22 protein-coding genes are annotated in these 25,756 nt (G+C 40.8%); 15 read left to right on the forward strand and 7 right to left on the reverse strand.

Annotation, left to right across the window (positions count from 1 at the left end; translation table 11 throughout):
- Positions 1–268 precede the first annotated feature (268 nt).
- From KPY62_RS09175 to KPY62_RS09200, 6 genes are all read right to left on the reverse strand, one after another.
- Positions 269–442 carry a hypothetical protein gene (locus KPY62_RS09175; RefSeq protein ID WP_216581733.1) on the reverse strand — a complete coding sequence of 58 codons (174 nt, stop codon included), beginning with the start codon at positions 440–442 and terminating at the stop codon, positions 269–271.
- A gap of 108 nt (positions 443–550) precedes the next feature.
- Positions 551–1,243, reverse strand: a complete 693-nt coding sequence (locus tag KPY62_RS09180) for a hypothetical protein (RefSeq protein ID WP_216581734.1) — start codon at positions 1,241–1,243, stop codon at positions 551–553.
- A gap of 316 nt (positions 1,244–1,559) precedes the next feature.
- On the reverse strand, positions 1,560–2,585 hold the full coding sequence (locus tag KPY62_RS09185; RefSeq protein ID WP_216581735.1) for a spore coat U domain-containing protein: 1,026 nt from the start codon (positions 2,583–2,585) through the stop codon (positions 1,560–1,562).
- Positions 2,585–5,068, reverse strand: coding sequence for a fimbria/pilus outer membrane usher protein (locus KPY62_RS09190; protein WP_216581736.1), 2,484 nt, complete (start codon positions 5,066–5,068; stop codon positions 2,585–2,587). The genes KPY62_RS09185 and KPY62_RS09190 overlap by 1 nt, the downstream gene beginning before the upstream one ends.
- The gene (locus tag KPY62_RS09195; RefSeq protein ID WP_216581737.1) at positions 5,019–5,780 is read right to left on the reverse strand and encodes a molecular chaperone; all 762 of its coding nucleotides are present in this window, start codon (positions 5,778–5,780) and stop codon (positions 5,019–5,021) included. Before KPY62_RS09195 ends, KPY62_RS09190 begins: the two co-directional genes overlap by 50 nt.
- 5 nt (positions 5,781–5,785) lie before the next feature.
- The gene (locus tag KPY62_RS09200; RefSeq protein ID WP_216581738.1) at positions 5,786–6,313 is read right to left on the reverse strand and encodes a spore coat protein U domain-containing protein; all 528 of its coding nucleotides are present in this window, start codon (positions 6,311–6,313) and stop codon (positions 5,786–5,788) included.
- Between the two features lie 606 nt (positions 6,314–6,919).
- On the opposite strand from KPY62_RS09200, the gene KPY62_RS09205 reads away from it, so the two are divergent.
- The 13 genes from KPY62_RS09205 to KPY62_RS09260 all read left to right on the forward strand — a co-directional run bounded on the left by KPY62_RS09205 (position 6,920) and on the right by KPY62_RS09260 (position 20,079).
- Complete coding sequence (locus KPY62_RS09205) at positions 6,920–7,591, forward strand: hypothetical protein (protein WP_216581739.1); 672 nt, start codon at positions 6,920–6,922, stop codon at positions 7,589–7,591.
- Between the two features lie 305 nt (positions 7,592–7,896).
- Positions 7,897–8,415, forward strand: a complete 519-nt coding sequence (locus KPY62_RS09210) for a hypothetical protein (protein ID WP_228730634.1) — start codon at positions 7,897–7,899, stop codon at positions 8,413–8,415.
- A 92-nt stretch (positions 8,416–8,507) separates the two neighbouring features.
- Positions 8,508–11,522 (forward strand): MSCRAMM family protein, encoded by a 3,015-nt coding sequence (locus KPY62_RS09215; protein WP_228730635.1) that lies wholly within the window; start codon positions 8,508–8,510, stop codon positions 11,520–11,522.
- Positions 11,523–11,595: 73 nt separating this feature from the next.
- A complete protein-coding gene (locus KPY62_RS09220) occupies positions 11,596–12,375 on the forward strand; it encodes a hypothetical protein (protein ID WP_216581740.1) in 780 nt (259 codons plus the stop codon).
- 558 nt (positions 12,376–12,933) lie between these two features.
- Entirely contained in the window at positions 12,934–13,347 is a 414-nt protein-coding gene (locus KPY62_RS09225) for a PaaI family thioesterase (RefSeq protein ID WP_216581741.1), read from the forward strand.
- A 429-nt stretch (positions 13,348–13,776) separates the two neighbouring features.
- Positions 13,777–15,291, forward strand: coding sequence for a type I restriction-modification system subunit M (locus tag KPY62_RS09230; RefSeq protein WP_216583278.1), 1,515 nt, complete (start codon positions 13,777–13,779; stop codon positions 15,289–15,291).
- On the forward strand, positions 15,281–16,546 hold the full coding sequence (locus KPY62_RS09235; RefSeq protein WP_216581742.1) for a restriction endonuclease subunit S: 1,266 nt from the start codon (positions 15,281–15,283) through the stop codon (positions 16,544–16,546). The genes KPY62_RS09230 and KPY62_RS09235 overlap by 11 nt, the downstream gene beginning before the upstream one ends.
- A complete protein-coding gene (locus tag KPY62_RS09240; protein WP_216581743.1) occupies positions 16,546–17,766 on the forward strand; it encodes a DUF6161 domain-containing protein in 1,221 nt (406 codons plus the stop codon). Before KPY62_RS09235 ends, KPY62_RS09240 begins: the two co-directional genes overlap by 1 nt.
- Positions 17,767–17,894: 128 nt before the next feature.
- On the forward strand, positions 17,895–18,191 hold the full coding sequence (locus KPY62_RS09245) for a hypothetical protein (protein ID WP_216581744.1): 297 nt from the start codon (positions 17,895–17,897) through the stop codon (positions 18,189–18,191).
- A gap of 70 nt (positions 18,192–18,261) precedes the next feature.
- Complete coding sequence (locus KPY62_RS09250) at positions 18,262–18,663, forward strand: hypothetical protein (RefSeq protein ID WP_216581745.1); 402 nt, start codon at positions 18,262–18,264, stop codon at positions 18,661–18,663.
- 190 nt (positions 18,664–18,853) lie between these two features.
- On the forward strand, positions 18,854–18,976 hold the full coding sequence (locus KPY62_RS13910; RefSeq protein ID WP_256932885.1) for a hypothetical protein: 123 nt from the start codon (positions 18,854–18,856) through the stop codon (positions 18,974–18,976).
- Between the two features lie 189 nt (positions 18,977–19,165).
- Entirely contained in the window at positions 19,166–19,351 is a 186-nt protein-coding gene (locus tag KPY62_RS09255) for a hypothetical protein (RefSeq protein WP_324033939.1), read from the forward strand.
- A 188-nt stretch (positions 19,352–19,539) separates the two neighbouring features.
- Positions 19,540–20,079 (forward strand): REP-associated tyrosine transposase, encoded by a 540-nt coding sequence (locus tag KPY62_RS09260; RefSeq protein WP_216581747.1) that lies wholly within the window; start codon positions 19,540–19,542, stop codon positions 20,077–20,079.
- A gap of 151 nt (positions 20,080–20,230) precedes the next feature.
- Here KPY62_RS09260 and KPY62_RS09265 read toward each other — a convergent pair whose 3' ends face one another.
- Positions 20,231–20,860: a BLUF domain-containing protein gene (locus KPY62_RS09265; RefSeq protein WP_216581748.1), complete on the reverse strand. Its 630-nt coding sequence runs from the start codon at positions 20,858–20,860 to the stop codon at positions 20,231–20,233.
- A 476-nt stretch (positions 20,861–21,336) separates the two neighbouring features.
- On the opposite strand from KPY62_RS09265, the gene KPY62_RS09270 reads away from it, so the two are divergent.
- Both KPY62_RS09270 and KPY62_RS09275 read left to right on the forward strand, forming a co-directional pair.
- Positions 21,337–24,705, forward strand: a complete 3,369-nt coding sequence (locus KPY62_RS09270) for a type I restriction endonuclease subunit R (RefSeq protein ID WP_216581749.1) — start codon at positions 21,337–21,339, stop codon at positions 24,703–24,705.
- Between the two features lie 6 nt (positions 24,706–24,711).
- Positions 24,712–25,539 (forward strand): M48 family metallopeptidase, encoded by an 828-nt coding sequence (locus tag KPY62_RS09275; protein ID WP_216581750.1) that lies wholly within the window; start codon positions 24,712–24,714, stop codon positions 25,537–25,539.
- Positions 25,540–25,756 lie beyond the last annotated feature (217 nt).

The following is a 25,756-nucleotide window of genomic DNA, read 5'->3' on the forward strand; positions in this document are numbered from 1 at the left end:
TTGGAAATAATTTATAGCACTATAGCTCAGTAATTATTGCAGGCAATACACAAAAATTCAGTAGCGCTATTGTCAATTTATGAATGTGGTTGGTTAAGGGTCAGCCGTTCGATTATAAGCAGACAGCCTTTAGTTTTTAACACCTCATTTAAAAAATCATCACCAGCATCAGGAGAAACTTCGTCGTACTTAGCTTTAATAACTAGCCGTTCTCTATTATCGATAAACCCCCATTTAGCTCCCTAGGCATTACTAATGCCAGCAGCAGCTAAACTTCAGAAAAATCTAGAGACATATCCCATATTGCAGCGATAACCGGTTGGACTTTAGTATTTACATAGTCAGTCTTATCATCATCTGTTAGTCGAAAGCTTGCCAAACCTGGTCTAAAGTTACCGAGATACTGATAGCAAAAGTTGATAGTTGATAATAGTGTCATCATTATGGTTGATAGCGCCTTGTTTGCCTTGTTTCAAAACTGTGGCAACACCACTGGAAAAGTCACCGCTATAACGATAAATATAAGGGATAACGACTATTTGACCAATCATTATTGACTAGTAAATTCTATGGTTTCATTAGGAGCATTAATAGTTAACTGGCTCGCTAAGATATCGCCTTTCGCATTAATTTTGTAACACTCAGTGGTAGTACCTTCAGGATCAACGTTAAGTAACATATTGGTTGAAGTGTCTATGCAGAACAGTGCGGTGTTACTGCTATCTTGTGCCAAAGACCAAGACTGAGTATATCGGCCTTTCTGCTGACGTTTACTACTATCGCTATAGACGTTTTCAGTGAGCAGTGGACTGCTAGCGCCAACCTTGGCCAGTTTGGGAATAGTGGTAGTTTGGGTTGCCACTGAGTACTCACCTGAGGTGTCCGTATAGCCGCGGAACATTAATGGATTTAGAGTGAAGTAGTTAATACTAACGGACTGATTGATCAGCTGATTGTTGGACTTAGTGATGGTATTGACTTCGGCACCTTGTACGGACTTGCCATCGAATAGCATAGCACCTTTGGGTGTAACTTTGATATCGGCGACTATGTTTTGATTACCGACTTTGGCCATTAACTTTTGCGTGCTCTGCTTAGTATAGATATTGATCATCGCCGTCTCAACAGGATACTGAGTGACCATCTGATTCGTGGGGCTATTGGGATTAGTACTGCCATTGTTCATACTGGCGCAAGCGCTTAGACTCAGAGCGACTGCGATGCACAAAGCTAGTGTTTTCATAATTTAATTCCTCTTTTAATTTTTAATTTTGCTTCATTATTAGCTACTGTATGGATTGAAAGTACCTCAATTTAGATAAACTATCTACTGCTATAGTTTATCGTTTTATCACTAGGGCGTGCTGAATCTTCATAAGCAGACACTGCCGATAAACCCTGATCTATCAAAGTGGTGCTCTAATCATCGTGACAATCAGAGATCATACATATGTCTTAGCTAGATTTTTATATAGTAGGATTAAATAAAATAGCTAATTTTACATAAAAAATGCCCCTATAACTTAGGTGCATTTTTAATCTTTGTACAGTGTCAGTAGTTAATAATTTATGTTAATAGTTACGATATCTGAGTAATTGTCAGGTTTAAAGTCAGCGCTAGGTACTGTGGCGTAGACGCTTCTATTTTGAGCCAAACCAGTGCCATTAGCAGTTACACCATTCCCTACATTACTAGAGGTAGCAGTATTGCCCCATACGGTTCCATTAACCCCAGTAGTAGAACGCAGTTGATAAGGAACTTGGTTATTATTGCCAGTAGTTCCTTTCATAGCACCCAATCCCACTGTACTACCATTTGAGGGAGCCAATCCGATATTATAAACCGTACCATTCGTGCAAGTTAAATTGATAGGATTAGTACCGACACTCTCAATATTGGTAGCACTAGATGGCTTATTACCGAAATTTATATTACTTTTAGAATTAATTAGGCATTTGCTGGGAGCAATGGCTTGAACATAGAAGGCGTTCATACGTTGAGTAGCTGTAACTCCGGGACCTGGTGAGGATGCAGCTGACGTTTTGCAGTTTTTGTTTAAACCGGTTACAGAAGTGACAAGGGTATTATTTATTTTATAGTCAATTTTATAAGTGCTTGAATTTTTTGTGCTTTGGTTTGCAGGAATAGCGGCATAAACTGTCATTATACCGCTTTGTACACCACCATTAGCAGTCACTGTGACATTGACACCAGCTGCCTCTTTGGTTGTTGGGTTTTGTATAGATCCCCAAATATTATTATATCCGCTATCGGTATACATTTGAAAAGGAAGGTTGGTAAGGCCTGGTGTTACTGGTGTTATGGCACGTGGAGTGATTCCTTCATTCCCAAGGCTAATACAGAGGGTCAAATCCTGTGCAGCATCTCCTGTATTGGTGCATGAGTAGTTCACTGTACCTGTGGTTGTGAAGCGATTATTGCTGAGTAAGTCAATAGAGCCAAAGTCGATATTGCTTATCGATGCTGAACAAGTGACGATGGGTGCAGCGTTAGCATTATTGACCGGTAACAAAAAAGCTAAAGGAATCAAATAAAGACTAAAGTGCCATTGAAACAGTTTCATTACAGTACCTTTTGACAAGTAAGTGGCCCAATAAGTGGAATGCCATCACCTTGTTTCTGATAATCAAAGCTAACTTGGCAACGATCACCAAAGGGAGTTACTACCTCTACTATGTTATGCTCATCAAGCGTATCTAAATAGATCTCACCATCAAAACCCACGATAGCTGCTGGCAATGCTTGTTGAGTGACTAAACGCACTTGGCTGCCTATTGGTATAAACTCATCGTTGCTGTCTTTTAGAATAACCGAGGCAGAGCGTACTGGGACAAGATTGAATTTGACTATTGTACCAGCACGATCAGTGGGGGTCGCTTGAGCCGCTACCTTATCAATGCGTAAATCTGCCGGTAAGTTCATCGGATCAATGCCAATTTTATTGTCTTGGTAAGCATTGAGTGGCGATATTAGCAGAAGACCACGGCTATTAGTAGTGCCGATAAAGTTGTTCTGTAGTAATACAGGTACATCAGCGATACCGTTGGTCGTAACTACGGCAAACCCATCATTGATTTGTCGGGCCGCAAAGACCCCGCCACCCATCATGACTAGCGAGCCGTTGCCACTAGCATAGATGGCGTAATCACCATTATAATTGCTCATACCCGCTTGCACTTGGCCATAGCGACCCAGATAATTCAGCTCAGCTAGAGCGCTAGTATCGTTATGGTTATCAGTATGGCTATTCACACTATGTCTTGCTTGTGCTCGCCAGCCTAATCCACCAGCAACGGGCGCTGACTGTGAGGCGTCTGCTACTATGACATTCTGTGCATTGTTATGTTGTAGGCTACTGCTCACTGAGAGATTACCATCGAATGAAAAAGAGGCGCCGATAGCTGTACTGCTATTATTGGCGTTGTTTAAGTCGTGATTATAGTTGGCATTGATGCTTAAGCGTCGGCCTAGAGACTTGCTCCAATAGGCGCTAGCAAATTGAGCGCTATCATCCTCTGCATAATCTACTTGATTGTAACTGACCCCAAAACTGCCCAAAGACTGGCTGCCGTAGCCGGTAGAGAGCTGATAGCTTTGGCGAATAGGGGTAGAGCCATATTGGGTCGCTACATCACGATACTCGCCTTGGGTACCTAAAGTATTGATGCCAACGTTAAAGCGTTTATTATTCCATTGATAGCTAGCGCTATATTGGGTGCCGCTTTCATCTTGGCTATTACTGCCCGCTAATGAGGCAAATAACACCCCACCTGGACCGCCCAATACCCAAGTGCCGCCAACGCCTGCATTAGCTATATCTTTGGTAGCTTCAGCATGAGTCTCAGCGGTAAAGCGGTTATTCACGCCATAACGCCAAGTGCCACTGACGGCGACATTGCTGCCATAGTCGAAGGATTTTATGCCATAGTTTTCCCGTACAGCCCCAAGCTCGACCGACCAATCTGACAAGCCGGGCTGTAGTAAGCGATGGGTATCATAAAGCGAGAAGTTAACTGTAGAGCTTTGTCCTAGCGCATCGGTCAATACCAGTTGTGCATCACCCGCACCACTAATACTAGGAGCGGTATTGAGCTCAAAAGGGCCGGCAGGGACGTCACCGCTGTATTGTTTAAGACCATTCACGTATAGCTCTACCGCAGAAGGTAGGGTGGCTGAGCCAAAGAATGCAGGAAGTGGCGTGGTCGTCATATAAGGTTGCAAATCAAAGTTGCTACCAATTTGCAGACCGCCTAAGCGGGTAGCGCGAGTCCATGACAGAGCACCTGTAAGAATATCCCCAGCACGTACGGTTATCAGCTTATCAGGAAAGGACTGGCTCCAACTGGTATCTAACCTCACGGTACGATGGTCCCAGTCACGGTTATTAGTAATGCTATTAGCATTGTTATTGTAAAAGCGGTTACCTGTGGTTAGTGCTGTTGAGCTTAATACCCCATTAGCATTAAAAGCGCGTACTTCGGTAAAAGCACTTAGGTTGGTCGCATTATTGTCAGTATGTGAGCCATAGATATTATAATTTAATAAAACCCCAGGCGATGAGTTAGCTTGAGTACGACGGTTATCACGGTTATTTAATACGGTGGTGTTTAGATTGAGTGTATTTAAAGGGGCGATAATAGCGACGGATTGCATGCGCGCGTTATAGTCGACCTTAATATTGGCGAAACTATTTAGCGGTACTGGGTCGGTGGTACCTAGTGGCACAATAAACCCTAGCTGCTGCAATACAGCGATACTTGCCCACAGTTGCTCATCACGATAATCAAAATGAGCTAAGCCAGCGCTAGCACCATTAAGCGTAACATCTAGGTATAAATCTAAGCCATACGTCTGACTCGGATCCTCATTGAGGCCGAGTTGGACGAATTCGGTATTCGGTAAGCTGACAGGAGTAGATGTGGGGATAGGAGTTATAGAAGCGCTTTGGGGTGCTGCATGGCTAGCTGAGACCACCACACCATGAATTAAAAGAACTTTAGCGAGCGGCACTGTCCAACGTGACGTTTTGAATCGTGTCAGTTCCATTAATCATTACCTTAATTTTACTGCTATTTTTTAATTCATTCGGTGGTACTTTGAGCACCCATTGCATAGTAGCACCGGGTAAAACATAACCTAGTAAACCGGGGCTTATCTCAATAGTGTTACCACTAGTATCATCTATGCTGAGCTTGGCCAATTGTGCACGCCCATTCCCACTATTACTAACACGCATAGCAACGTGGTTACCATCCGGTTGCACAGTATAAGTCCATTGCAACTTTGGAGAAGTTTGTTGCACTCCTACAGGCTGAATAAAGACCGGTAGCGAATAACTTAGTGCAAACTGCAAGCCCGCCTTCTGCTCAGCAGATGGAATAGGGAGCTCATCAATAGAGAGGCGATAGCTGCTTTCTACCGCACCAATACCGCTCGGTGGTGCAGATGCGCGGATAATGCGAATGAGTTGTTTTTCACCCGGTTGCAGTTCAATCATCGGCGGACTGGCCAACAACCCTCGTGATGCGGTGAGCTGATCGCCTTTTTCATCCTGTGACCATTGGTACACACGAACTTGCGCATGTATCACATCGTCACCAGTATTACTGAGCGTCAGTCCACTGGCATTTTGTTTAGCTTGCAAGCTGAGGGAAATGGGAGAGACCTGCAGGCCGCTCGCTATTGCCACACCGTTAGGCAGTAGCAAACCAGATAAAATAACCGGCATCGCAACACGGTGTACCCAGAGACTTAGCATTCAGATTAGAACGTTACTGAAACGTTTACAGTATCGAGGTAATCACCAGGTATAACATCTGCTGTATCAGTTACGGTGGCATAAACAGTAGTAGCAATACCAGTTGCATAGTTAGTAGCCGCTGCGGTTGTTACTGGAGTAGCAGTACCCCAAGCAGGACCAGCACTTGACACAGAGGTTAATTTATAGGCAATCTCTTGACCAGTAGTAGGTCCAGAACCTTTTAATTTACCAGTACCATCGGTACTCTTACTTGAAACAGGTTGAAGTGTAATTTTAGCAGAGGAACCGACAGAACAATTTGTAGTAATAATAGTAGAACCTGTCTTTTCAGAACCTACTAGTTGTGCTTGACCTGCTGCAACAGTACCAAGACCAATATCAGCAGTAGCACCAGTTACAACGGTACAAGTCTGATCAACCTTTAGTAAAACATCGAAGCTATCACTAGTAATAGGTGCTGCGTTAGCAACAGTCAAAGAGCTAACGGCAAGTAGTAGAGTAGTAGTCAATAAAGATTTTTGAAGTTGCAAAGTAATTCTCCGATGATTTTAAGTTTTTTATCAGTTTTGATAAGCATAATAAAAACGGTTTAAACATCCACAATTTTTATCAGTCATTAATTGGTGGCATTATTACATAAATATTACATAAAGGTAAAATAAAACACTATAAATTTCAATATTAGTACGCTGAAGCGTAACAATATATGTTAGGGCTAAACAACAATAAGATAGTTGAGAAAGCTGTTCCTGTTAGTGGTCAGTCCAAGCATAGCGCGAGCTTTTGGCTGCTATTAATGCTACCGATATCGAATTGTAAAAGGTCGAAGTTGAGCTTGAAAGTGCAGTAGAGTTTTATATAAATAAGGAAAAAAATATAACTTTAAAATTTTTAACGTAATTTTCACTGATTATCGGATTTTGTATACCATTCATCTGATTATCAGTTCATTTATAATTTAATTATGCGATATTGCGCGTTCTGCATACAGAATACATTCCCCTCTTTACCTCATTATTTATTCCCCAGTTACTGTTTAGTGTCCCAGTTACTGTTTTAGTCGAATACTACATATTTTAGACTCTATTACTGGTATGCCCTAACTTCAAAATAGTTTTAACCGTGAGATTTATATTATGAATATTTTTACAAAAGTAGCAGTAACTGGTCTAGCCTTATCTCTATCTTCTTTTGCTTCAGCGGCAATAAGTGGTTCTACAGACTTTCGTGTAACGCTACCTGAAGTTTTAGTGCTATATCACTGGGATGATGCTGTACTGAACTTGACTGAAGTTCTTACTACCCCTGCAAATGATAGCGATGCGCGCGAAATAAGCGATGCTACTACTCGTATAGGAACGGCGGTATTAGGAGCAGCTACTGCTAGCATCAATACAGATGTTAATACTACTTCAAACACGGCTCTTGCCACTAACGTTGCGGTTACTCTAAAAAATGCTTGGGCAGTACGTAACTTATCTTCTGCTAATGGTGTTTCGCTAACATTGACTAACCCTAATACTAGTTTGAAAAATGTTGTCAATAACGCCTCTGTTATTACTACTTCAAATGCTGTTTTAGTATCAGCAAATCCTTTAATCACTACTTCTGGTACAACAACTGTAGGTATCAAATCAGGTTTCACTCCTGTATTAGGTGATATTACTTTTAACTTAGATCTGTCTACTGCTAATAATGCCGGTGAATACAATACACGCGGTGTCACTGGCGCTTCACCTGATACAGTTACAGGTAATGGTACTGACACTTTCTTATTGACTCTTACTGGTAATGTTCCTACTCCATAATTGAAGAGTTTTAACGGCTAAGCCTTAGTGCTTCGACACTAGCTACATCCTAAAAAATACCAGCTATTATTGCTGGTATTTTTTATAGTTAACGACAAGACATTCTCCGGGCTGCAAATCAATCACTTTATAAGATCTTAAGTGGGTTTGCGCTACAGGCTTTGCAGCTAATTGCTAATAATTAACTAAATAAAGGCAAAAAGATGATCCTAACTGCTTACCCTAAATTATGTTTACCTAGTCAATCTGCCAGTATACGTTTAGCCCTATCTGTAATTACAGGGGTTGTTGTCACGTTAACAAGTATGAGCTATGCACAGGCTGAGCTGATTATCAGTAACTCAGTAAATGAGCAAGGAAAGGCTCAGATGGTGGTGCGCAATGATCGTCAAACCTCTCTACCACCAGCACAATTAGGTATTCAGCCCGGTAGTATTGACGAGACTGTCTCTTTGACAAAGGGTAAGAATCTAGCCAAACTTAATCAATCGTTAACTCTATATAATTATGGCAGCAAACCTAAAAAAATCGCTCTGAGCTTGGTTGATATGGATGCTGCTGGCAAGCCTATCGACCCTAGTGAGAACACACTAAAACCATGGGTGTTGATCAACCCTACAGCGTTTACTATTCCTGCTGGTGGCTATCAGACGGTTCGTATGTCTATCCGTTTGCCTATGGATTTTGCCAAAGGTAAGTACCATGCTATGTTGTCGATCAAACAGCAAATCGACAACCCTGTTACTTATACTGCTGACGGCAAAGGGGTAACTCTTGAGCTTGGGTCACAGTATGGGTTGCCAGTATCCATTGAGGTGCAATAGGCTAATACTGTTCAAATTCAAACTAGGAAATACTGCTATTATGATGTAATGATTATCAGTATAACTTCCCATACCCATAAAATGGATTCGCTATGGCGCTTATGATTAAAAAGTACTCGTCTTTGCGTTTAGTGACTTTAGTTTCTTTACCTTGTATGGTGATTTATTGCCCCTCAGCATTGGCTGAGATACAAACTATAGCGGCTAATACAACTTCGCAGCTATCGGCTAGCAAAGCTTACAATAAAAACAACAAAGTGCTAGTGCCTAGTTTGGTAGGGGTATTAATCAATGGAGAGGAACAAGGGAGTACCGAAGCCCTTTATGACTCAGCATCAGATCCAGAGCGTGATGAGCAAAAAGACTGCTATTTTTTATCTATTAATGACTTAAGTGAATTAACTAAGGTCAGCTTTACTGTTGTCGATAACCAAGCTGGCTACGATGTCAGTACGCCAATAGGTAAAGTGCAGTTATCAGCCGATCAAATCTATAGTTACCAAGGTCAAGACTATGTGTCACTTAGTACTCTAAAAAAGTTAGGAATAACCGCTGTGTACAGCCAGCCAGACTTAGCTATTATGCTAAATATGGGTTGGCGTCCCGCCCAAATAAGTGTCCCAAAAGCCAACAATGAGCGTAACACCCTACCCATTGACTATCGTTCTAGTCAAGCCGGTCTACTGGGTTTGTCATTTAATAGCACCCTAAGCACTAGCGAGAGCAATAATACCTCAAGGGATAATCCATCTAATAACAATGACGATGATACAACGTCCACTAGTCGACAAATATATGCAGACTTAGGTGCCTATGGTTACGGATTAGGGGGAGTATGGGGTATTAAGGCTATCGGTTACGATTTTGCTAGCTCTAATGATCTGATAGAGGATAGAAAAGGCAAGGTATCGGCTAATGACAGCTTTGTACGCAATGCTTTAAATGGATTTAGCTACCTCCCATCAGACTGGGATAATTGGGGACTAGATAATCTATATTGGGCTAAATCTGGCAAACAGCTAGCTACCCGTATAGGTATTAATAGACCTAATGCGCTCAGTCAAGGGGCGCAGACCACAGGCACAGAATTCACTGGGGCTATGATTGCCTATAGTAATCGAGATATCGGCCGTCATTTATCTTATTTTGATCAAGACAGTCGCAGTCTGTTGCAAAATACTAATCAGGATTATCAGCATTTAACTGGTATAGGTGAAGCGGGTGGGGTGGCAGAGTTGCGTATCAGTGGCCGTGCTTTGGCTCGAGTACAGATTGGATTGGATGGGCGTTACGAATTTTTAAACCTTGATGTCAGCCAATTGACTTTGACAGACAATTTAGTTGAGGTGGCAATCTTTGCCTATCCATTGGCCCGCCAACCGCTTGAAGTTCGACCTATCGTACTCGGCAAACGTCGCACCAACGTCGCAACTGATGAGCTTTTGATAGAAGCAGGTATTGGTGCTAGTGGTAATTTAATTAATAGTAATAGCCGATACGGTTTTAGAGACAATAATAGTGGTACTGCAGCACATTTATATACTGAATATGGGGTTAATAATCGCTTGGCAGTACGCGGTGGTGTTAACACTAATGCGCAAAACTTAATAAATGATAGTAAGTCAGTATCTTGGCATACAGGGGTCAACTATAGCTTATCACCCTATAGTAATTTTGATTTCAGCTATGCCGATAGTACTATTGAGCAGTTATGGCAAGCTCAACTGCAGTATCAGCGCAAAAAACTATTAGCCTACTATCAGTATCAAGCTCGGCAGTATGATAAAGCAGTATTAGAGCTACCCCTATTGGATAATAATCGAATAGATCGATTGAACGATCAGCGTCATCAACTGTTACTCAATTATAGCCCTAGTGATAGAACTAACCTCAGTCTAAGCCAGTATTATGATCAGATGGCGATTGAGACTGATTCGGATAACTATTATGCTTATGCCAGTATCAATCATCGATTCAACGATGCGCTAAATGTCGGTGCCAACTGGAACAGCCTTGATGATCGCTATAGTTATCGTATTAACTGGCAAGATATCTATAGAAACCGTACGGCTAACGATGGCAAAAGCAATACTATAGGTCTATCTGGTGATAATACTAGCGATACCTTATCAGTACGCCATCAGTTTGATTATCGTACTAGCTTTGGGCAGTCGGTTAGCGCTTTACATGATAGTAGTCGACTACTGAACCAAGGTGATATCAACTATCGTTTTGATGGGTTCAATCTGTTTGGTGCTGATGCAGATGCTAGATCCATCGGCACTAGCTCTATAGATAACTTAGTTAGCATTGGCTATAGCTTGTTTGATGGTCAGGTAGGCTGGCTAGCTGATTGGCAGTTGACCCATCGCAATGGCATTAACTTTAGCTTGGGCTACAAACATCGCTATGTAGATGCTATACCTAGCGGTCGCTACACTGACTTAATAGATGACAGCTCATTTACTAATGAACGTGAGCTACCCGCTTGGACGCAGAATAATTATCTGTTTGCTAAGCTATCATTTGATATGTTTAAGCCACCCAAGCAAAACCTGAAATTTGGTCAATATCCTCGTCAAGAAGCAGGCAGTGTAGTAGTGGACTTAACTCACTACGTTGATTCGCCAATCAACAATGAAACTTTAAGTTTTCAGTTAGACAATCAGCAAGTTCAGGCCAGTTTGCTTGGAACTCAAGCGAACCGTAGCCAATATCTGATTAGTAATATAAAAGCTGGGGATTATACTCTGAGTATGGATGCCACCAATCTACCTTTAGAGTATAGTTCAAGCGAGTTACAGACACCGCGTATACGGGTTAGCAACTATGCCCCTACTTCAGTGCCTATCAAGCTAGAAAAGACTTATGGTATATCAGGCAAGCTAACCACAGCAGAAGAAGGGATAGTGATTGATATCTATCAAAAAGATAAGCTGATACAAAGTGTCACAACTGGTAGCTACGGGTATTTCCAAATATTTGGCTTAGCACCAGACACTTATACTTTAAACTCTAAAGGTTATGAAGCGCAGTCTATTGAGATCACTAACGACTTTGTGTTGAAAATAGCTTTAAAACCTCTAACAAGTAGCGCTGTACCGTAAACCATAATATTAATTATATTACCCAAATATGGGTTATATTTTGAATTAAAAGCAGCTCAAAGCCGAGGTCGTTATGTCTAAAAAACTATCAATCGTTCATTATGATAAATTGTTGCTAAAAGTAAGCTTAACGGCAATAGTGGGATTACTGGGACAAACAGCATTAGCAGCCTGTCCTGATACTGCTGGTATCAATATCACTACTGCTGCTAACCGTGTCGGTTCAGCTAGTAACAGTCAAATATATTTCTGTAAACAAAACTTTCCAAACACTACTTTAAGGTTTGCCCCTACAGAGACTCAGCTCCTCAATCGCGGCAGTCAAGCTATCTCAAGGGGCAACACTATTCAGAGCTTTCCCTTGAGTAACCGTGCCGATCTAAGTGGCTTTAATGTGGCTAATTTGAACTTAAACCAGTTATCAGCAAATTTTCCAAACACCAATGGAGACTTCGGTTCACCAAGCTTATTTAACTTTTATATCCGCACAGATCGAAACAGCAACTGTAATAGCGAATATCAAACCATAAAAACTTTTTTAAGAAATAACCCTAATACTTTTCAGCTCAACACTTCATTCGCATCTATTGCCCCAGATAATACTTCAAATACTAGTCTAGTCAAAATGACCGGAGCTAAATTAAAATCAGCTATAGATCAAACCAAAGAATTAACCGCTAACATTGACTTTTACTATACAAACCCTACTACTGGTCAATATTTCACTAGTGATGTCCCGAGTTATCGTGACTGCTGGTTTGGTGTGGGTACTAGAGTGACTATTACCCCTGATAGTGCCAATGTAAAATTTGCTGGCAATTACGATCTACAGATTAGTGTATTAACTCAATAATAATTAATGGCGAGACAACATTTAGCCTCATTGGCTTTTTCCACTTTCAAAGACTCACACAATTAATAGCGCTAAAACTCTTCTTGCCCTAGTTTCGTCTACCTTATTATTTCTGCACCACCTTAGAGATACTAAGTAAACCACTTCGAGTGGCTCACTTACTTAGCCTTTAATTAGTATTCAATAACCATAACTTTATGCAAACGATAATACCCCAACACTTTAACCCAGTGTTGGCTAGGTTAGGCCTGTCTAAAAATTGCTGATAGTCCGAATCATCAACTGTTATTGTAGAGATAGGGGCGTAGAGAGCTTGAGGGCAGCAATCATTAAAACGATGCTGATGGTAGTAAGCTTCTAGAACGTACGGTTCAAATAGTTATAGGTTTTGCCATTTCTATTGGCTTTGAGCGGTGATATCCTGCAAAACAGCTAAGCTGTTTAAAGGGTTTGAATAAAGGGCTACTATCAGTATTTAGTGAGATAGCGACAACCCAATAAACCTCAATAACAGAAGTAGGTAGTTAATAATAACTATAATTAGACCAAGGATTAGGTATGTCTGCAACTAAAGAAGAGATCGTCGCCTTTATGGCATTAGAGTTTCCACATGCCAAATACCAAGTTGAGGCAGTAGGGGATAACCGTGCGATCATAGCGCATGAGATTGGTATAAAGGAGCTACGCCCAGGTGGCACGGTTGCCGGCCCTGTATTGATGAGCATTGCTGATGTCGCACTTTATGTGGCGATACTAGGTACGATTGGCATTGTTCCGTTGGCAGTAACCACTAGCCTTAATATCAACTTTTTGCGTAAACCAACAGCAGAAGCCCGCATTATCGCTGACTGCAAATTGATAAAAGTAGGGCGCTCGCTAATCGTAGGTGAAGTATCTTTATATTCAGAAGGCTGTGATGATTTGGTGGCTCATGTGGTTGGCACTTATGCTATACCGCCCAAGCGTGACTAAGCGTGACTAAGCGTGGCAAAGCGACTTATAACTCGCTACTGTTAAACACAAGTTATCTTTTTACATAGACGTCTTTCCTCAAACCTTTATCAGTGGGATAACTATACTCAACTCTCTTATCCAAAACCTTGCCATGAGGATTAATTACATAGCAGTCCACTGGCGTGCCAACATGCTACTGCTTATGCCAGTTGTACAAGCACCTAAACTAAGGGTGGCTAATAGACACAATCCTAGGGTTTTCATCGCTTAATCTCGTAGCTTATTGGCTTAGTTTAATTGGCTTATATCACTGTCTACTATAATCGTATTTTTAAGCAATGACATCTGCCAACTATCTTAGACCCTGCTATCATTACCGCATTATAAAAGTTCATAACTTTGCAAAGTACTAAGGAATAAAGAATGCCCGCCAGCACCGTTAATCAGATGACCAATAAGATTAATCAAGACGATATTAATAAAGCGGTATGGAACGCCTGTGACACTTTCCGTGGGGTCATCAGCGCCGATACTTATAAAGACTTTATCTTAACTATGCTGTTTTTGAAGTATATCTCTGATGTCTATAAAGACGAGTACAACAAGTTGGTTGAGCAGTACGGCGACAACCCAGAATTGATCCATGCGATGATGTCCAAGCAGCGCTTTGTACTGCCTGAAGGCGCAAGCTTTTGGGATTTATACGAGCAGCGTCATCAAGCCGGTAACGGTCAACGTATTGACCAAGCCTTACATGGGCTAGAAGAAGCCAATGGTACCAAGCTTAAGAACGTCTTCCAAGATATTAGCTTTAACACTGATAAGCTCGGTCAAGAAAAACAAAAGAACGAATTGCTTCGTCACTTATTAGAAGACTTCGGCAAAGACATCCTCAATCTAAGTGCTGAGCGAGTCGGCAGCCTTGATGTGATTGGTAATGCTTATGAATTCTTAATCAAGCACTTCGCTGCCGGTAGTGGGGCGACTGCTGGTGAGTTCTATACGCCACCCGAAGTGTCTGATCTATTAGCGACAATCCTCGCGCCTGTTGAAGGCGATCAAATATGTGATCCTGCGTGTGGTTCGGGTTCGCTATTGATTAAGTGCGGGGCAATGGTACGCAAAAACTCTGGCTCGAAAAAGTATGCGCTATTCGGTCAAGAAGCTATTGGCTCGACGTGGGCATTGGCCAAGATGAATATGTTCCTGCATGGTGAGGATAACCACCGTATTGAGTGGGGCGATACTATCCGTAATCCACTGCTACTCGATAAAGACGGTAAGCATCTATTACAATTCGATGTAGTGACTGCCAACCCACCGTTCTCACTGGATAAATGGGGTCATGAGGATGCCAGTAGCGATCCCTATGGGCGCTTCCATCGTGGGGTTCCACCGAAGACTAAGGGCGACTATGCTTTTATCAGTCATATGATTGAAACGCTAAAGCCCGCCACTGGTCGTATGGGTGTGGTGGTACCGCATGGCGTGTTGTTCCGTGCGTCTAGTGAAGGCAAAATCCGTCAGCAACTTATCGAAGAAAACTTGCTCGATACGGTCATTGGCTTACCAGCGAGCTTATTCTTTGGTACGGGGATTCCAGCGGCTATCTTATTGTTTAAGAAAAATAGAAGCGATGACAAAGTCCTATTTATTGATGCGAGTAATGAGTTTAAATCGGGTAAAAATCAAAACCAGCTAACCCCTGACAATATTAATAAAATCATCGAGACTTATAAAGCTCGTGACAATGTCGATAAGTACGCCTACCTTGCCACCTTTGATGAAATAAAAGAAAACGACTTTAACCTCAATATTCCACGTTATGTCGATACGTTTGAGGAAGAAGCAGAGATTGATTTGGATGCGGTACGTGTTGAGCGTCTTGAGTTAAAAGCTGAGTTGGAAAGTTTAGAGACTGAGATGGCAGGGTTTTTAAAGGAGTTGGGTTATGGTGCCTAGTGGATGGGAAGTTAAAACTCTTGAACAAGCTAATATTACTGTAACCGATGGTGATAGAGGAAAAGAATATCCTAAATCATCAGAATTTTTTGATTCTGGCTACTGCCTTTTCTTAAGTGCTAAGAATGTGACAAAAAATGGATTTTCTTTTTTAGACACGCAATTTATTTCAGAAGAAAAACATAGAAAACTGAGAAAAGGGGTAGTTAAAAAAGGTGACATTGTACTTACGACTAGAGGGTCAGTTGGTCAGTTCGCGTATTACGATCAAACAGTTAATTTCGAAAATATAAGAATAAACTCAGGTATGGTAACACTTGGATGTTTAAACTCTGAATTAGAAAGTGACTTTTTCTACGCTTTGAGTAAGTCCTCGCTGATTGCAAGACAGATAGATTCAGCAGCTTTTGGTTCAGCACAACCTCAGTTAACTGTCAAAATAATTAAGTCTTTGAAGTTACCAGTTCCACCAATTCCAGAACAACAAAAAATCGCCAAAATCTTATCCACTTGGGATAAAGCGATTAGCACTACTGAGCATTTAATTGACAATAGTACCCAGCAGAAAAAAGCCTTGATGCAGCAATTGCTGACAGGTAAAAAGCGGTTGCTTGATGATAATGGTCAGCGGTTTGAGGGTGAGTGGGAAGAGTATAAACTTGGCGACATAACTGACTTTATAAGAGATGGAACTCATGGCACGCATGAAAGATATGAAAGTGGCGTACCAATGCTTTCAGCTAAAAATATCACTAAGCAAAACACGGTTGATTTTGACGATGCCCCCTACATTAGCGAAGATGATTATAATAAAATTCATGCTAGGTATACGATTGAAAGTGGTGATATCTTACTAACGGTTGTTGGAACGCTTGGGCGTGTAGCTCTAGTGCCAGAAGAGCTAGCCGAGAAGTTTACGCTTCAAAGAAGTGTAGCTATTATCAGAGTTGCAAAAGGTGTCTGTAACCAGTTTTTGATGCAGTTATTTAGTAGTAGCGACTTCACTCATTTGCTTCATAGAAAATCAAACTCTACTGCTCAGGCAGGGGTTTATTTAGGTGAGCTTGGCAAATTAAAAATTCTCCTACCAAGTTTTGAAGAACAACAAAAAATCGCCACTGTGTTAACCAATGCCGATAAAGAAATTGAATTGCTTGAGCAGCAACTGGCTGATTTGCAGCAAGAGAAAAAGGCGTTGATGCAGGTGTTGTTGACGGGTAATAAGCGGGTAGTGGTTGATGGGGAGGTTGATTGATGGATATAAACGATTTAAGAAACATTGATGTTCAAGATAGACAGATAAATGTTCTACTTAGAGATGCTGCTGGAAAAGAATTTGAGTTCAAAACTTTGGGGAAACTGATAGACTTTTTAAATACAGAAGCAGAATTTTGGAGAAGCTTTAATTCTTCACTTGGAAGAAAGCTTAGTTTAGAAACAGAGTACTCAACTGAGTTGTACGAGGTCAAGTCTTTAAAGTTGATTGCAAAAGTTGGTGAGTATTTCACAGACATAAATCAAAACCTAAATGAAGAGATTTTTTCTACTAGCTCTAAGTTAGAGATAGCAGTTGATGACATAAGTAAAAGAGTTAATTCGAACTCTTTTAAATATTGGTTTCACTCAGAGAATAGTTTTTGTAAAAGGGGTGAAGAGGTTTTAGAACAACTAGGAGTCAGAGCTGCTAATAATTTTTTTACTAGCTTTATTAGTGAAACCAACTTTACCAGCCTTGATACTATAGATGGGTTCAAAGGAGCAATGCTTGGTTACGACTTCCAATCACAAGATGAAAACTTTTTAACCGATAGAGCGACTCTTGAAGAAGAGTCTGTAAATGAATTGAAAAGTAGTATTCTCAAAACCCGTGATAGTTTGCGTGATGATTTTCATGAACTACGAACTAAGCTGAGAAAAGACGTCAAAACTGAGTTAGATTCTGACCAAGAACAATTCAGGCTTTGGGTAGAAAAAATCGAAAACTTGGAAAACACTTATAAAGAAAAGCTAAGGCTAGAGCCTGCCGCTAGCTATTGGAAGACCAAAGCAGAGGAATATAAGAAATTAGGTAATCGTTGGGCTTGGATTTTATCAGGTTTTATTGTAGTTGGGTTCTTAGTTTTCGGCGCTTTATTCTATGCATGGGTAAGCTCACAAAGCACCGCTATAAGTCTGGATAGTTTACAAGGAGTCGTACTATTTATTACTGTTTTGTCTATCTATGCCTTCGCTATAAAAGCACTCTCAAAGATGGTATTTAGCTCGTATCACTTACAGCGTGATGCAGAAGAACGTGAGCAGTTAACACACTTATATTTAGCATTAACGCACGAAAAAGATGACTTTGATTCTGATGCTCGCAATATTGTATTACAAGCCCTATTTAGCCGAGCCGATACTGGTCTTATATCTGGTGATTCAAGTCCAACTATGCCTGGACTTCATGAAATTATTAATGCATCATCGAATAGATAGAGGTAGATGATGGGGCTCACTAATAGTTAAGAATTCACATAATACATATTATAAATATTTACGTTTTTTATAATATTTAAGCTTTTGATATATTAATTTAATACCTCACTTACAATAAGGATAAAAAAATGACACATCGTTTTCTTGAGGATGAAAGGTTTGTTCAAGCGGCCTATAGAGAGATAGAGGGCATTACTTTAAACAATATATTTACCCAATCTTTTGTCCAAGGTCAGGATGATTCTGATATTCAGTTATCACCACATGCTGCATTTGTAACAGCCGTGAATATATATCATTCTAAAGGGTTATTAGAGGAATCATATATTTATCGTGCAGTTGAGGCTAAAACTTCTAAACAAATAAGAGATTTAGTCGATGAGATGTATCCTAACGTTAAAGAATATCTTGAGCAAGCAAACTGAAATAAATAGGAAAGGTTCAATTAACAATCCCAATATATTTGTCAATCAAGTATATGAAAAAGGAATTTAAATGGCTATATTTGCAGTTGGTGCGTATTACGATGAAGACGTCAGTAGTGACTTTATCAAACATAACATAGCAGGTCCTGGATGGGAGAAACATCAAGCACCAGAGTTGCATCAGTTTATAAGTTCATTGAAGGTTGGTGATATTATTTATATTAAATCTGCACCGCCTAGTAGTAAAAATATTACCGTTAAAGCAATAGGCGTTATCGTAGATAATGTTTTATTACAAAGCGAAGCAGATACAAAAAATATAGTGAGTGTTGGTCGTAATGTTAAATGGTTAGTAACTGAGAATTTTGAAATTGCTAAGCCAAAAGAAAAAAATAATGTTCGTCTAAATACTATGTATGAAGAGTTTCATCCAGAGGTACAAAAAATTATAATTGATAAACTTTTTGGATAAATATTAATTATTGAATGTACGTACTAGATTTAACATAACCACCATGCTACGCCCTGCCCTTTGGGTAACGCGCAACCTTGGCGGTTTTTTGTTGCCTTTTTTATGGCGTCTTTAGTAGAGATTTGGGCTACAATCGATAAAACCAAACAAGTAATCAAACAAACAAACGCTATGTCTAAAGTGGGCAGATATGACCAATCCAATCTCTAATATTAGCGCCAGTGCAAGCATCAACTTTGCCGAAGAATTCGGCTCAAAAATCCCTGCCTTAACCTTGCTTACCACGCTGGGCTATCGGTTTGTTCCACAGTAATTATTGACAGGTAAGAAGCGGGTGGTGGTTGATAGCTGACTTGGGATAGGGCGCGATGTGTAGGCTGGGTTTTTAACCCAGCTTCAAGACTTTGCAGAATTACGATGCTGGGTTAAAAACCCAGCCTACGGAAAAACAGCCTACTAAAAAACAGCCTACTAAAAAACAGCCTATGAAAAACTTGAAACCATCAAAAGCTTAAGAATGCATATACCGTCGTCTAAACAAGAACAACAAAAAATCGCCACCGTATTGACCAATGCCGATAAAGAGATTGAATTGCTTGAGCAGCAATTGGCTGATTTTCAGCAAGAGAAAAAGGCATTGATGCAGCAGCTTTTGACGGGTAAGAAGCGGGTGGTGGTTGATGGCTGATTTGGAATAGGGCGCGATGTGTAGGCTGGGTTTTTAACCCAGCTTTAAAACTTTGGAGAATTACAACGCTGGGTTAAAAACCCAGCCTACGAAAAAACAGCCTACCAAACCAATCTAGCCTACAACGAGTCTCAAATTAAGATAAGATTTAGTTTGTGAAATAATTTAGCTTTGGGGTGACCTCAATCATGAGAAATTATATTCGAGACAAAACCAAAGGCGGATGTTATTTTCTCACTTTTAACTTACAAGATCGTCAGTCACAGCTGCTGACAACGCATATTAATGAATTTCGTCAGGCGTTTAAAAAAACTAAGCAGCATCAGTCGTTTGAGTTAAATGCGATGGTCGTATTACCTGACCATGTACACTTATTGATAACCCTAGCTGATGATAATGACAACTATGCCAATATTGTAGCGAATTTAAAAGCAAACTTCTCTCGTCAAATACCCAAATTAGAGTCTGAAAACATATCGCCATCAAGAGCAGATAAGAAAGAGCGTGGACTTTGGCAACGTCGGTTTTGGGAACATCGCATTCGCGACGATAATGACTATAAACAGCACGTTGACTACATTCATTACAACCCTGTAAAACATGGTTATTGTTCACAGCCAACAGAATGGAAGTATTCAACCATTCATAAATTCATATCCGATGGCCTATATCCCAAAGGTTGGAGCTATAGCGATATAGATGATAGATTTACTCTTTATCATGATTGAAATAATTTGCGCTATAAGCAAGGTTGTGGTGTGTAGGTTGGGTCAGTGCGATGTGTAGGCTGGGTTTTTAACCCAGCTTCAAGACTTTGCAGAATTACAATGCTGGGTTAAAAACCCAGCCTATAATGAGTGATAGATATCGTTATAAACATTAAAAAATAACATCATGTCTAAACAGTAAGATCACCGTCGCAGAGCAAATTAGTAAACCAAGAAATATATAAAACAAAACATTATCACGAGCTAACTTCTTTTTAATAGCGGAATACCCTAGAGTATCAAAGGTAATATAGCTCTGATTTATGTCAGAGTAATCGATTTTTTTTACAGTTTCGATGAAATGTTCAATGAACCAAGAGGGCCAATGCTGTGGTTTGAATGGTGAGATATCACTTACCTTAGTATGGTTTGAAAACTTTTCCCAATTATCATTATCTAAATTGAGACTGTGCATACGCCAATCTGTAAAACTATAACCACTTACCTTTTTAGCAAAAACAACAGCCACATCTTTGTGGTTTTCGTCTTTAAAGATTCTCTGCATAAGCGAAGAGACAACATCCTTTGTGCCCTCTAAACATTGCAAAAAGCTTTGGTCGTTATTGCACAAAAATCCTGCGATATTATTGTCTTTATTAAAAGATTCTGAGTGACTCTGTATATGCTTAAATACAGAGTCACTAGTAGTGTTTAATCCACTAATATATATTAATCTTATCAGAGAGTCCGAAAGGACATCTTTCATAGACTCATCTAGCATGTCGTAACTGGCTATGCTCATATATGTACAGTCATCCCAAGTATTATGCCGTGTTTTTTACGGCTATCAATCTTACTATTTTAAAGTTTTTATTCAATTTTACCGTATGAAAAACATTAGTAAACGTCCATATTGCCATATATATTCGCTTTAAATGAGAGTCACAGCTTCCAACGAGTAGAACAGGTTTGTAATCCAGCTTATGGTAGTTAAAAAGCTCTCTACAGCATTTAAATAGGTTAGATAATTAACGGAAGTAATAGAGGTGATTTACTGTGCTCATTTGTGCAAATATCTGCAAATAGTCGTATTACCCTAGACCAAGCAATCAACCAATATATAGCTAATACAACCGTCACGCTGAGCGCTGTTTAAGTAATGCGCAACGGCGGCGGTTTTGCTTTGCCTTTTTTACAGAGTCTTTCATAGGGTTTTAGGCTACAATCAATAAAAGCAAACAAGCAATCAAATAAACGCTATGTCTAAAGTGGCTAGATATGACTAATCCCAGCATCAATTTCCAAGAAGAATTTAGCGCAAAAATCCCTGCCTTAACCTTACTCACTACGCTAGGCTATCAGTTTATTCCACCAAGCCAATGCAACGCCATGCGTAGCAATAAGCTGCTAGCTAATCAGGCGAATACTAACAAAGCCACTAACCAAGTGGTATTACTGCCTATCATGCGGGCGTTCTTAGCCAAACAAACTTTTATCTTTGAAGGCAAGCCGCATCATCTATCAGACAGTGCCACTGATAAAATCATGCACGAGCTAAACCCAGCGATGAATCTAGGCTTACAGCTCGCTAATGAAAAGCTTTATAACGCCATGCTCTATGGCGTGACAGTCACCGAGTTTATTGACGGCAAAAGAACTTCCCAAACTGTTGGGCTGATAGATTGGGAAAATATAGATAACAATAGCTTTCACTTTACCGAAGAGTTTGTGGTACAAAATAGCGAGGGTACAGGCAATGTTATTCCTGATATCGTCTGCTTTGTGAATGGTCTGCCTTTAGTAGTCATTGAAGCCAAACGCCCTGATTCTAATAGAGAAGGGCAATCGACTAACGCTCAAGCTATCTCCCAGCACATTCGTAATCAAGGTCAAAAACAAATCCCGCATCTATTCGCTTATAGCCAATTACTGCTAGCGGTGAATGGTCATGACGGTCTTTATGGAACCTGTAAAACGCCTGAGAAGTTCTGGGCAAAATGGGTCGAAGAAGAGATCCAAGAGCCAGAGTTTCAGCGGCTAAAAAACCAAAAGCTTAATGATGAGCAGCTAAGGCATTTATTTGATCATCGTCCTGCTTCTGCTAACAGAGATTACCTATCGCTGATTAATGCGGGTGATTTGGTGGTTACCGACCAAGACCGCTTAATTGTCAGTCTTTTACAGCCACAGCGTCTGCTTGAGATGACACGCATGTTTACCTTGTTTGATAAAAAGGCTGGCAAAATTGTTGCCCGTTATCAGCAAGTCTTTGGTATTAAAGCTTTGATTAAACGTATCAGCACTTTTGATGAGCACGGAAGCCGTGATGGCGGAGTGATTTGGCATACCACCGGTAGTGGTAAATCCTTTACCATGGTGTTCTTCTCCAAAGCACTTATTTGGCTAGAAGCATTAGCACAGTGCCGGGTTATTGTGGTCACTGATCGTGTCGATCTTGAGACTCAGCTCAGCCAAACCTTTGCCTCAGGCGGCGTATTAAGTGATCGCGACAAAACCGATGCCATGGCAACCTCTGGTCGTCGTTTAGCACAGCAAATCGGTCACGGTAATGAGCGGGTTATCTTCTCTATTATTAATAAGTTTGGCTCAGCGGTTAAGTATGATGAGTGCTATAACGATAGCCCAAATATCATCGTCATGGTCGATGAGGGTCACCGTAGTCAAAATGGTGAGAACAATATTCGTATGAGCCAGGCCCTGCCAAACGCTGCCTTTATTGCCTTTACCGGTACGCCACTGCTTAAAGACGATAAGACTGAAAATAAATTCGGTAGCATCATTCACTCCTACACCATGCAGCAAGCGGTGAAAGATAAAACCGTCACCCCACTGTTATACGAAGAGCGTATCCCTGAGCTCAATACCAATGATCAAGCCATTGATGCTTGGTTTGAGCGTATCACCCAAAAGCTCACTAGCGATCAAAAGACCGATCTCAAACGTAAGTTCTCCCAAAAGGGCCAAATTTACCAAACGGAAGGACGTATTGAGCTAATTGCTCATGACATCTCTGACCACTTTCAAAACTTTAAACAGCAGCATCTAAAAGGACAGTTGGCTTGTGATTCTAAAGCCTCTGCTATCCGCTATAAGCTGGCGTTAGACAAGATTGGTAAAGTGTCATCGGTGGTTGCCATATCATCACCTGATACTCGTGAAGGCCATGACACGGTCGATGCTGAATCAAAAGATATCGTCCAGAACTGGTGGCAAGCCAATGTCGCACCTGCCTATGGTGGCGACGAAAAAGCTTATACCAAAGCGATTATCGAAGCCTTTAGTCAAGATGATGGCCCTGACATTATGATCGTCGTTGATAAGCTGTTAACGGGCTTTGATGAGCCAAAGAACACCGTGCTGTATATTGACAAGCCATTAAAGCAGCATAACTTGATTCAGGCAATTGCGCGTGTGAACCGCTTGCATGAGAAGAAGCGCTTTGGTTATCTGATTGATTATCGTGGCATCTTAAAAGAGCTGGATATCACCATTGAAAAGTACCAGGATCTTGCCGAGCGTACGCAAGGGGGCTTTGATATTGAAGACCTCCGAGGTATGTACAACAGCATGGACACTGAGTACAAGCAGCTACCAAAGCTGCATAGTGAGCTGTGGGCTATCTTCGCTTCAGTGAAAAATAAACAAGATGGTCAAGCGTTAAGACAAGTGCTAGCCCCTAAGATGCAAGATATCGATGGCAGAGTAGTCGATACTAAGCTTAAAGAACGTGATGACTTTTATGCAGCTTTAACGGCATTCTCTAACGCTATGAAAATTGCTTTGCAATCGGCGTCTTTTTTTGCAGATAGCTTTTTTGATAGTAAGCGTGATCGCTACAAAGCCGATCTAAAAGCCTTTGTTAATCTGCGCAAACAAGTACGCGCGGACGCTGATGAAACCATTGATTACGATGAATATGAAGCGGATATTCGCAGCTTGCTCGATAAGCATATTGCGGGGCTTGAGGTGCGTGAGGCAAAAGGCGTTTACTTAGTCGATGGCCTAGGCAATGCGGGCAAGGTAGATAAAAACATTCAGCCTGAGGCAATAAGTGACGATGAAGCTCGTAATCAAACCGATAAGATCACCGGTCGTGTCACTAGAATGATTGAGCAAGATTTGGCTGATGATCCCTATGCGCAGGAATATTTTTCTAAGCTACTTAAGCAAGCTATTGAAGAAGCCAAAGCAATGTTCGATGCACCAGTAAAACAGTACCTGCTGTTTTTCGGTCTTGAGCAACAAGTTGATGAGCGTAAAGTCGTTGATATACCGAATGAATTTATCGATGACTCTGGCAAATTAAACAAACATGCGCAGGCGTATTTTGGTTTGTTTAAACAGTTATTTAATGACGATAGCGATGCTACGTTTGCCGAGAAAGGTGTTGATAATGAGCAGCTGGTTGCTTACGCTTTTAAAATTGATGAGGTAGTGAATACCGCAGTAGCTGAGTATTCTATCAATCCGGCGCAGATTGAGAACGCTATCAGCGTCAAATTACTGCCGATGCTATTTGCTGACTTAGGTATTGATAAAGCGCAACAGCTTATAGAAGCCGTGCTCAAGATTACCCGTCTTGGACTCTCAAGAGAGACCAAAATCCCCAGAGCAACAAGAGGGTGATGGCTAATGGTTAAAAGTGGCGTAGTTTATTATGGCGAAGAAAAAATTCACTATGAAGTCGTGCATAAAGCCGTAAAAGACCAGTATAAAAACGATACGCTTATTACCGGAAAAAGCAAACCGAGCAAACCGAGTAAATCTCGTAAAATCGTTATCAAGGTACATCCTGATCAACGTGTGGTTGCTACTGCTCCTATCGATGCTACAGATGCAATAATCCATGATGCGATGATGAAACGCGCACGCTGGATATGGCAAAGCCTACAAGACTTCGCCAAGCAGCAAGATCATGTGTTACCTAAGCGTTATGTCAGCGGTGAGACCCAGTTTTATCTGGGTCGTCGTTATGTCCTAAAAGTGCTCATCAATGTAGAAAATAACAAGGTTATAAATAGCCTCGTTAAGCTTAGTCGCGGTAAGCTGAATGTAGAATTTTCGCAAAGCGATGCTGAACTAGAAGCTGAAGAACGAGCGAACAAGGTAAAAAGCCTTATTGATCAATGGTATCAAGATAAAGCAAAAAATCTCTTTCATGCTAGGCTTAAAGCCATGCTCACCAAAGCTTCATGGGTAGAAGAGATACCATCATTTAGACTGCTGGCGATGAAGAAACAATGGGGTAGTTGTTCGACAAAAGGCAATCTCATACTCAATCCGCATTTGGTTAAAGCGCCAAAGGAATGCATCGATTACGTCATTCTGCATGAGCTATGTCATATCGCTGAGCACAATCACAGTGAGCACTTTTGGCGGCTACTGACGCAAGTGATGCCGAATTGGAAAGAGGTCAAGGCTAGGCTTGATGGGATGGCTGAGCTTTATTTAAATGAGTGAAGACAGTTGAGAGTGATTTATTAAGATATATAAGTCTAGATTTTAGACAAGAGTCTTAGCTTAAGATGGAGTATATTTTATTTAACTTGACCTATAGATAAATAAATAGATAGATAGATAGGTTGTATTCTTTTGCTATATGCGGTCATGACTCAAGTTGGTTTTACTAACTTAACCACTGAATGGCGGCACTTTGATTATGGTAATCGGCTTTGGG

The organism is Psychrobacter sp. TAE2020 (assembly GCF_018919485.1).
In the GTDB taxonomy this organism is placed as follows: Bacteria; Pseudomonadota; Gammaproteobacteria; order Pseudomonadales; family Moraxellaceae; genus Psychrobacter.

What these genes read in the sequence shown, in the direction of transcription:
- KPY62_RS09175 (WP_216581733.1), bottom strand. Translation starts at nt 442, where the DNA reads ATGATGACACTATTATCAACTATCAACTTTTGCTATCAGTATCTCGGT.
- KPY62_RS09180 (WP_216581734.1), bottom strand. Translation starts at nt 1,243, where the DNA reads ATGAAAACACTAGCTTTGTGCATCGCAGTCGCTCTGAGTCTAAGCGCT.
- KPY62_RS09185 (WP_216581735.1), bottom strand. Translation starts at nt 2,585, where the DNA reads ATGAAACTGTTTCAATGGCACTTTAGTCTTTATTTGATTCCTTTAGCT.
- KPY62_RS09190 (WP_216581736.1), bottom strand. Translation starts at nt 5,068, where the DNA reads ATGGAACTGACACGATTCAAAACGTCACGTTGGACAGTGCCGCTCGCT.
- KPY62_RS09195 (WP_216581737.1), bottom strand. Translation starts at nt 5,780, where the DNA reads ATGCTAAGTCTCTGGGTACACCGTGTTGCGATGCCGGTTATTTTATCT.
- KPY62_RS09205 (WP_216581739.1), top strand. Translation starts at nt 6,920, where the DNA reads ATGAATATTTTTACAAAAGTAGCAGTAACTGGTCTAGCCTTATCTCTA.
- KPY62_RS09210 (WP_228730634.1), top strand. Translation starts at nt 7,897, where the DNA reads ATGAGCTATGCACAGGCTGAGCTGATTATCAGTAACTCAGTAAATGAG.
- KPY62_RS09215 (WP_228730635.1), top strand. Translation starts at nt 8,508, where the DNA reads ATGGCGCTTATGATTAAAAAGTACTCGTCTTTGCGTTTAGTGACTTTA.
- KPY62_RS09220 (WP_216581740.1), top strand. Translation starts at nt 11,596, where the DNA reads ATGTCTAAAAAACTATCAATCGTTCATTATGATAAATTGTTGCTAAAA.
- KPY62_RS09225 (WP_216581741.1), top strand. Translation starts at nt 12,934, where the DNA reads ATGTCTGCAACTAAAGAAGAGATCGTCGCCTTTATGGCATTAGAGTTT.
- KPY62_RS09230 (WP_216583278.1), top strand. Translation starts at nt 13,777, where the DNA reads ATGACCAATAAGATTAATCAAGACGATATTAATAAAGCGGTATGGAAC.
- KPY62_RS09235 (WP_216581742.1), top strand. Translation starts at nt 15,281, where the DNA reads ATGGTGCCTAGTGGATGGGAAGTTAAAACTCTTGAACAAGCTAATATT.
- KPY62_RS09240 (WP_216581743.1), top strand. Translation starts at nt 16,546, where the DNA reads ATGGATATAAACGATTTAAGAAACATTGATGTTCAAGATAGACAGATA.
- KPY62_RS09245 (WP_216581744.1), top strand. Translation starts at nt 17,895, where the DNA reads ATGACACATCGTTTTCTTGAGGATGAAAGGTTTGTTCAAGCGGCCTAT.
- KPY62_RS09250 (WP_216581745.1), top strand. Translation starts at nt 18,262, where the DNA reads ATGGCTATATTTGCAGTTGGTGCGTATTACGATGAAGACGTCAGTAGT.
- KPY62_RS13910 (WP_256932885.1), top strand. Translation starts at nt 18,854, where the DNA reads ATGACCAATCCAATCTCTAATATTAGCGCCAGTGCAAGCATCAACTTT.
- KPY62_RS09260 (WP_216581747.1), top strand. Translation starts at nt 19,540, where the DNA reads ATGAGAAATTATATTCGAGACAAAACCAAAGGCGGATGTTATTTTCTC.
- KPY62_RS09265 (WP_216581748.1), bottom strand. Translation starts at nt 20,860, where the DNA reads ATGAGCATAGCCAGTTACGACATGCTAGATGAGTCTATGAAAGATGTC.
- KPY62_RS09270 (WP_216581749.1), top strand. Translation starts at nt 21,337, where the DNA reads ATGACTAATCCCAGCATCAATTTCCAAGAAGAATTTAGCGCAAAAATC.
- KPY62_RS09275 (WP_216581750.1), top strand. Translation starts at nt 24,712, where the DNA reads ATGGTTAAAAGTGGCGTAGTTTATTATGGCGAAGAAAAAATTCACTAT.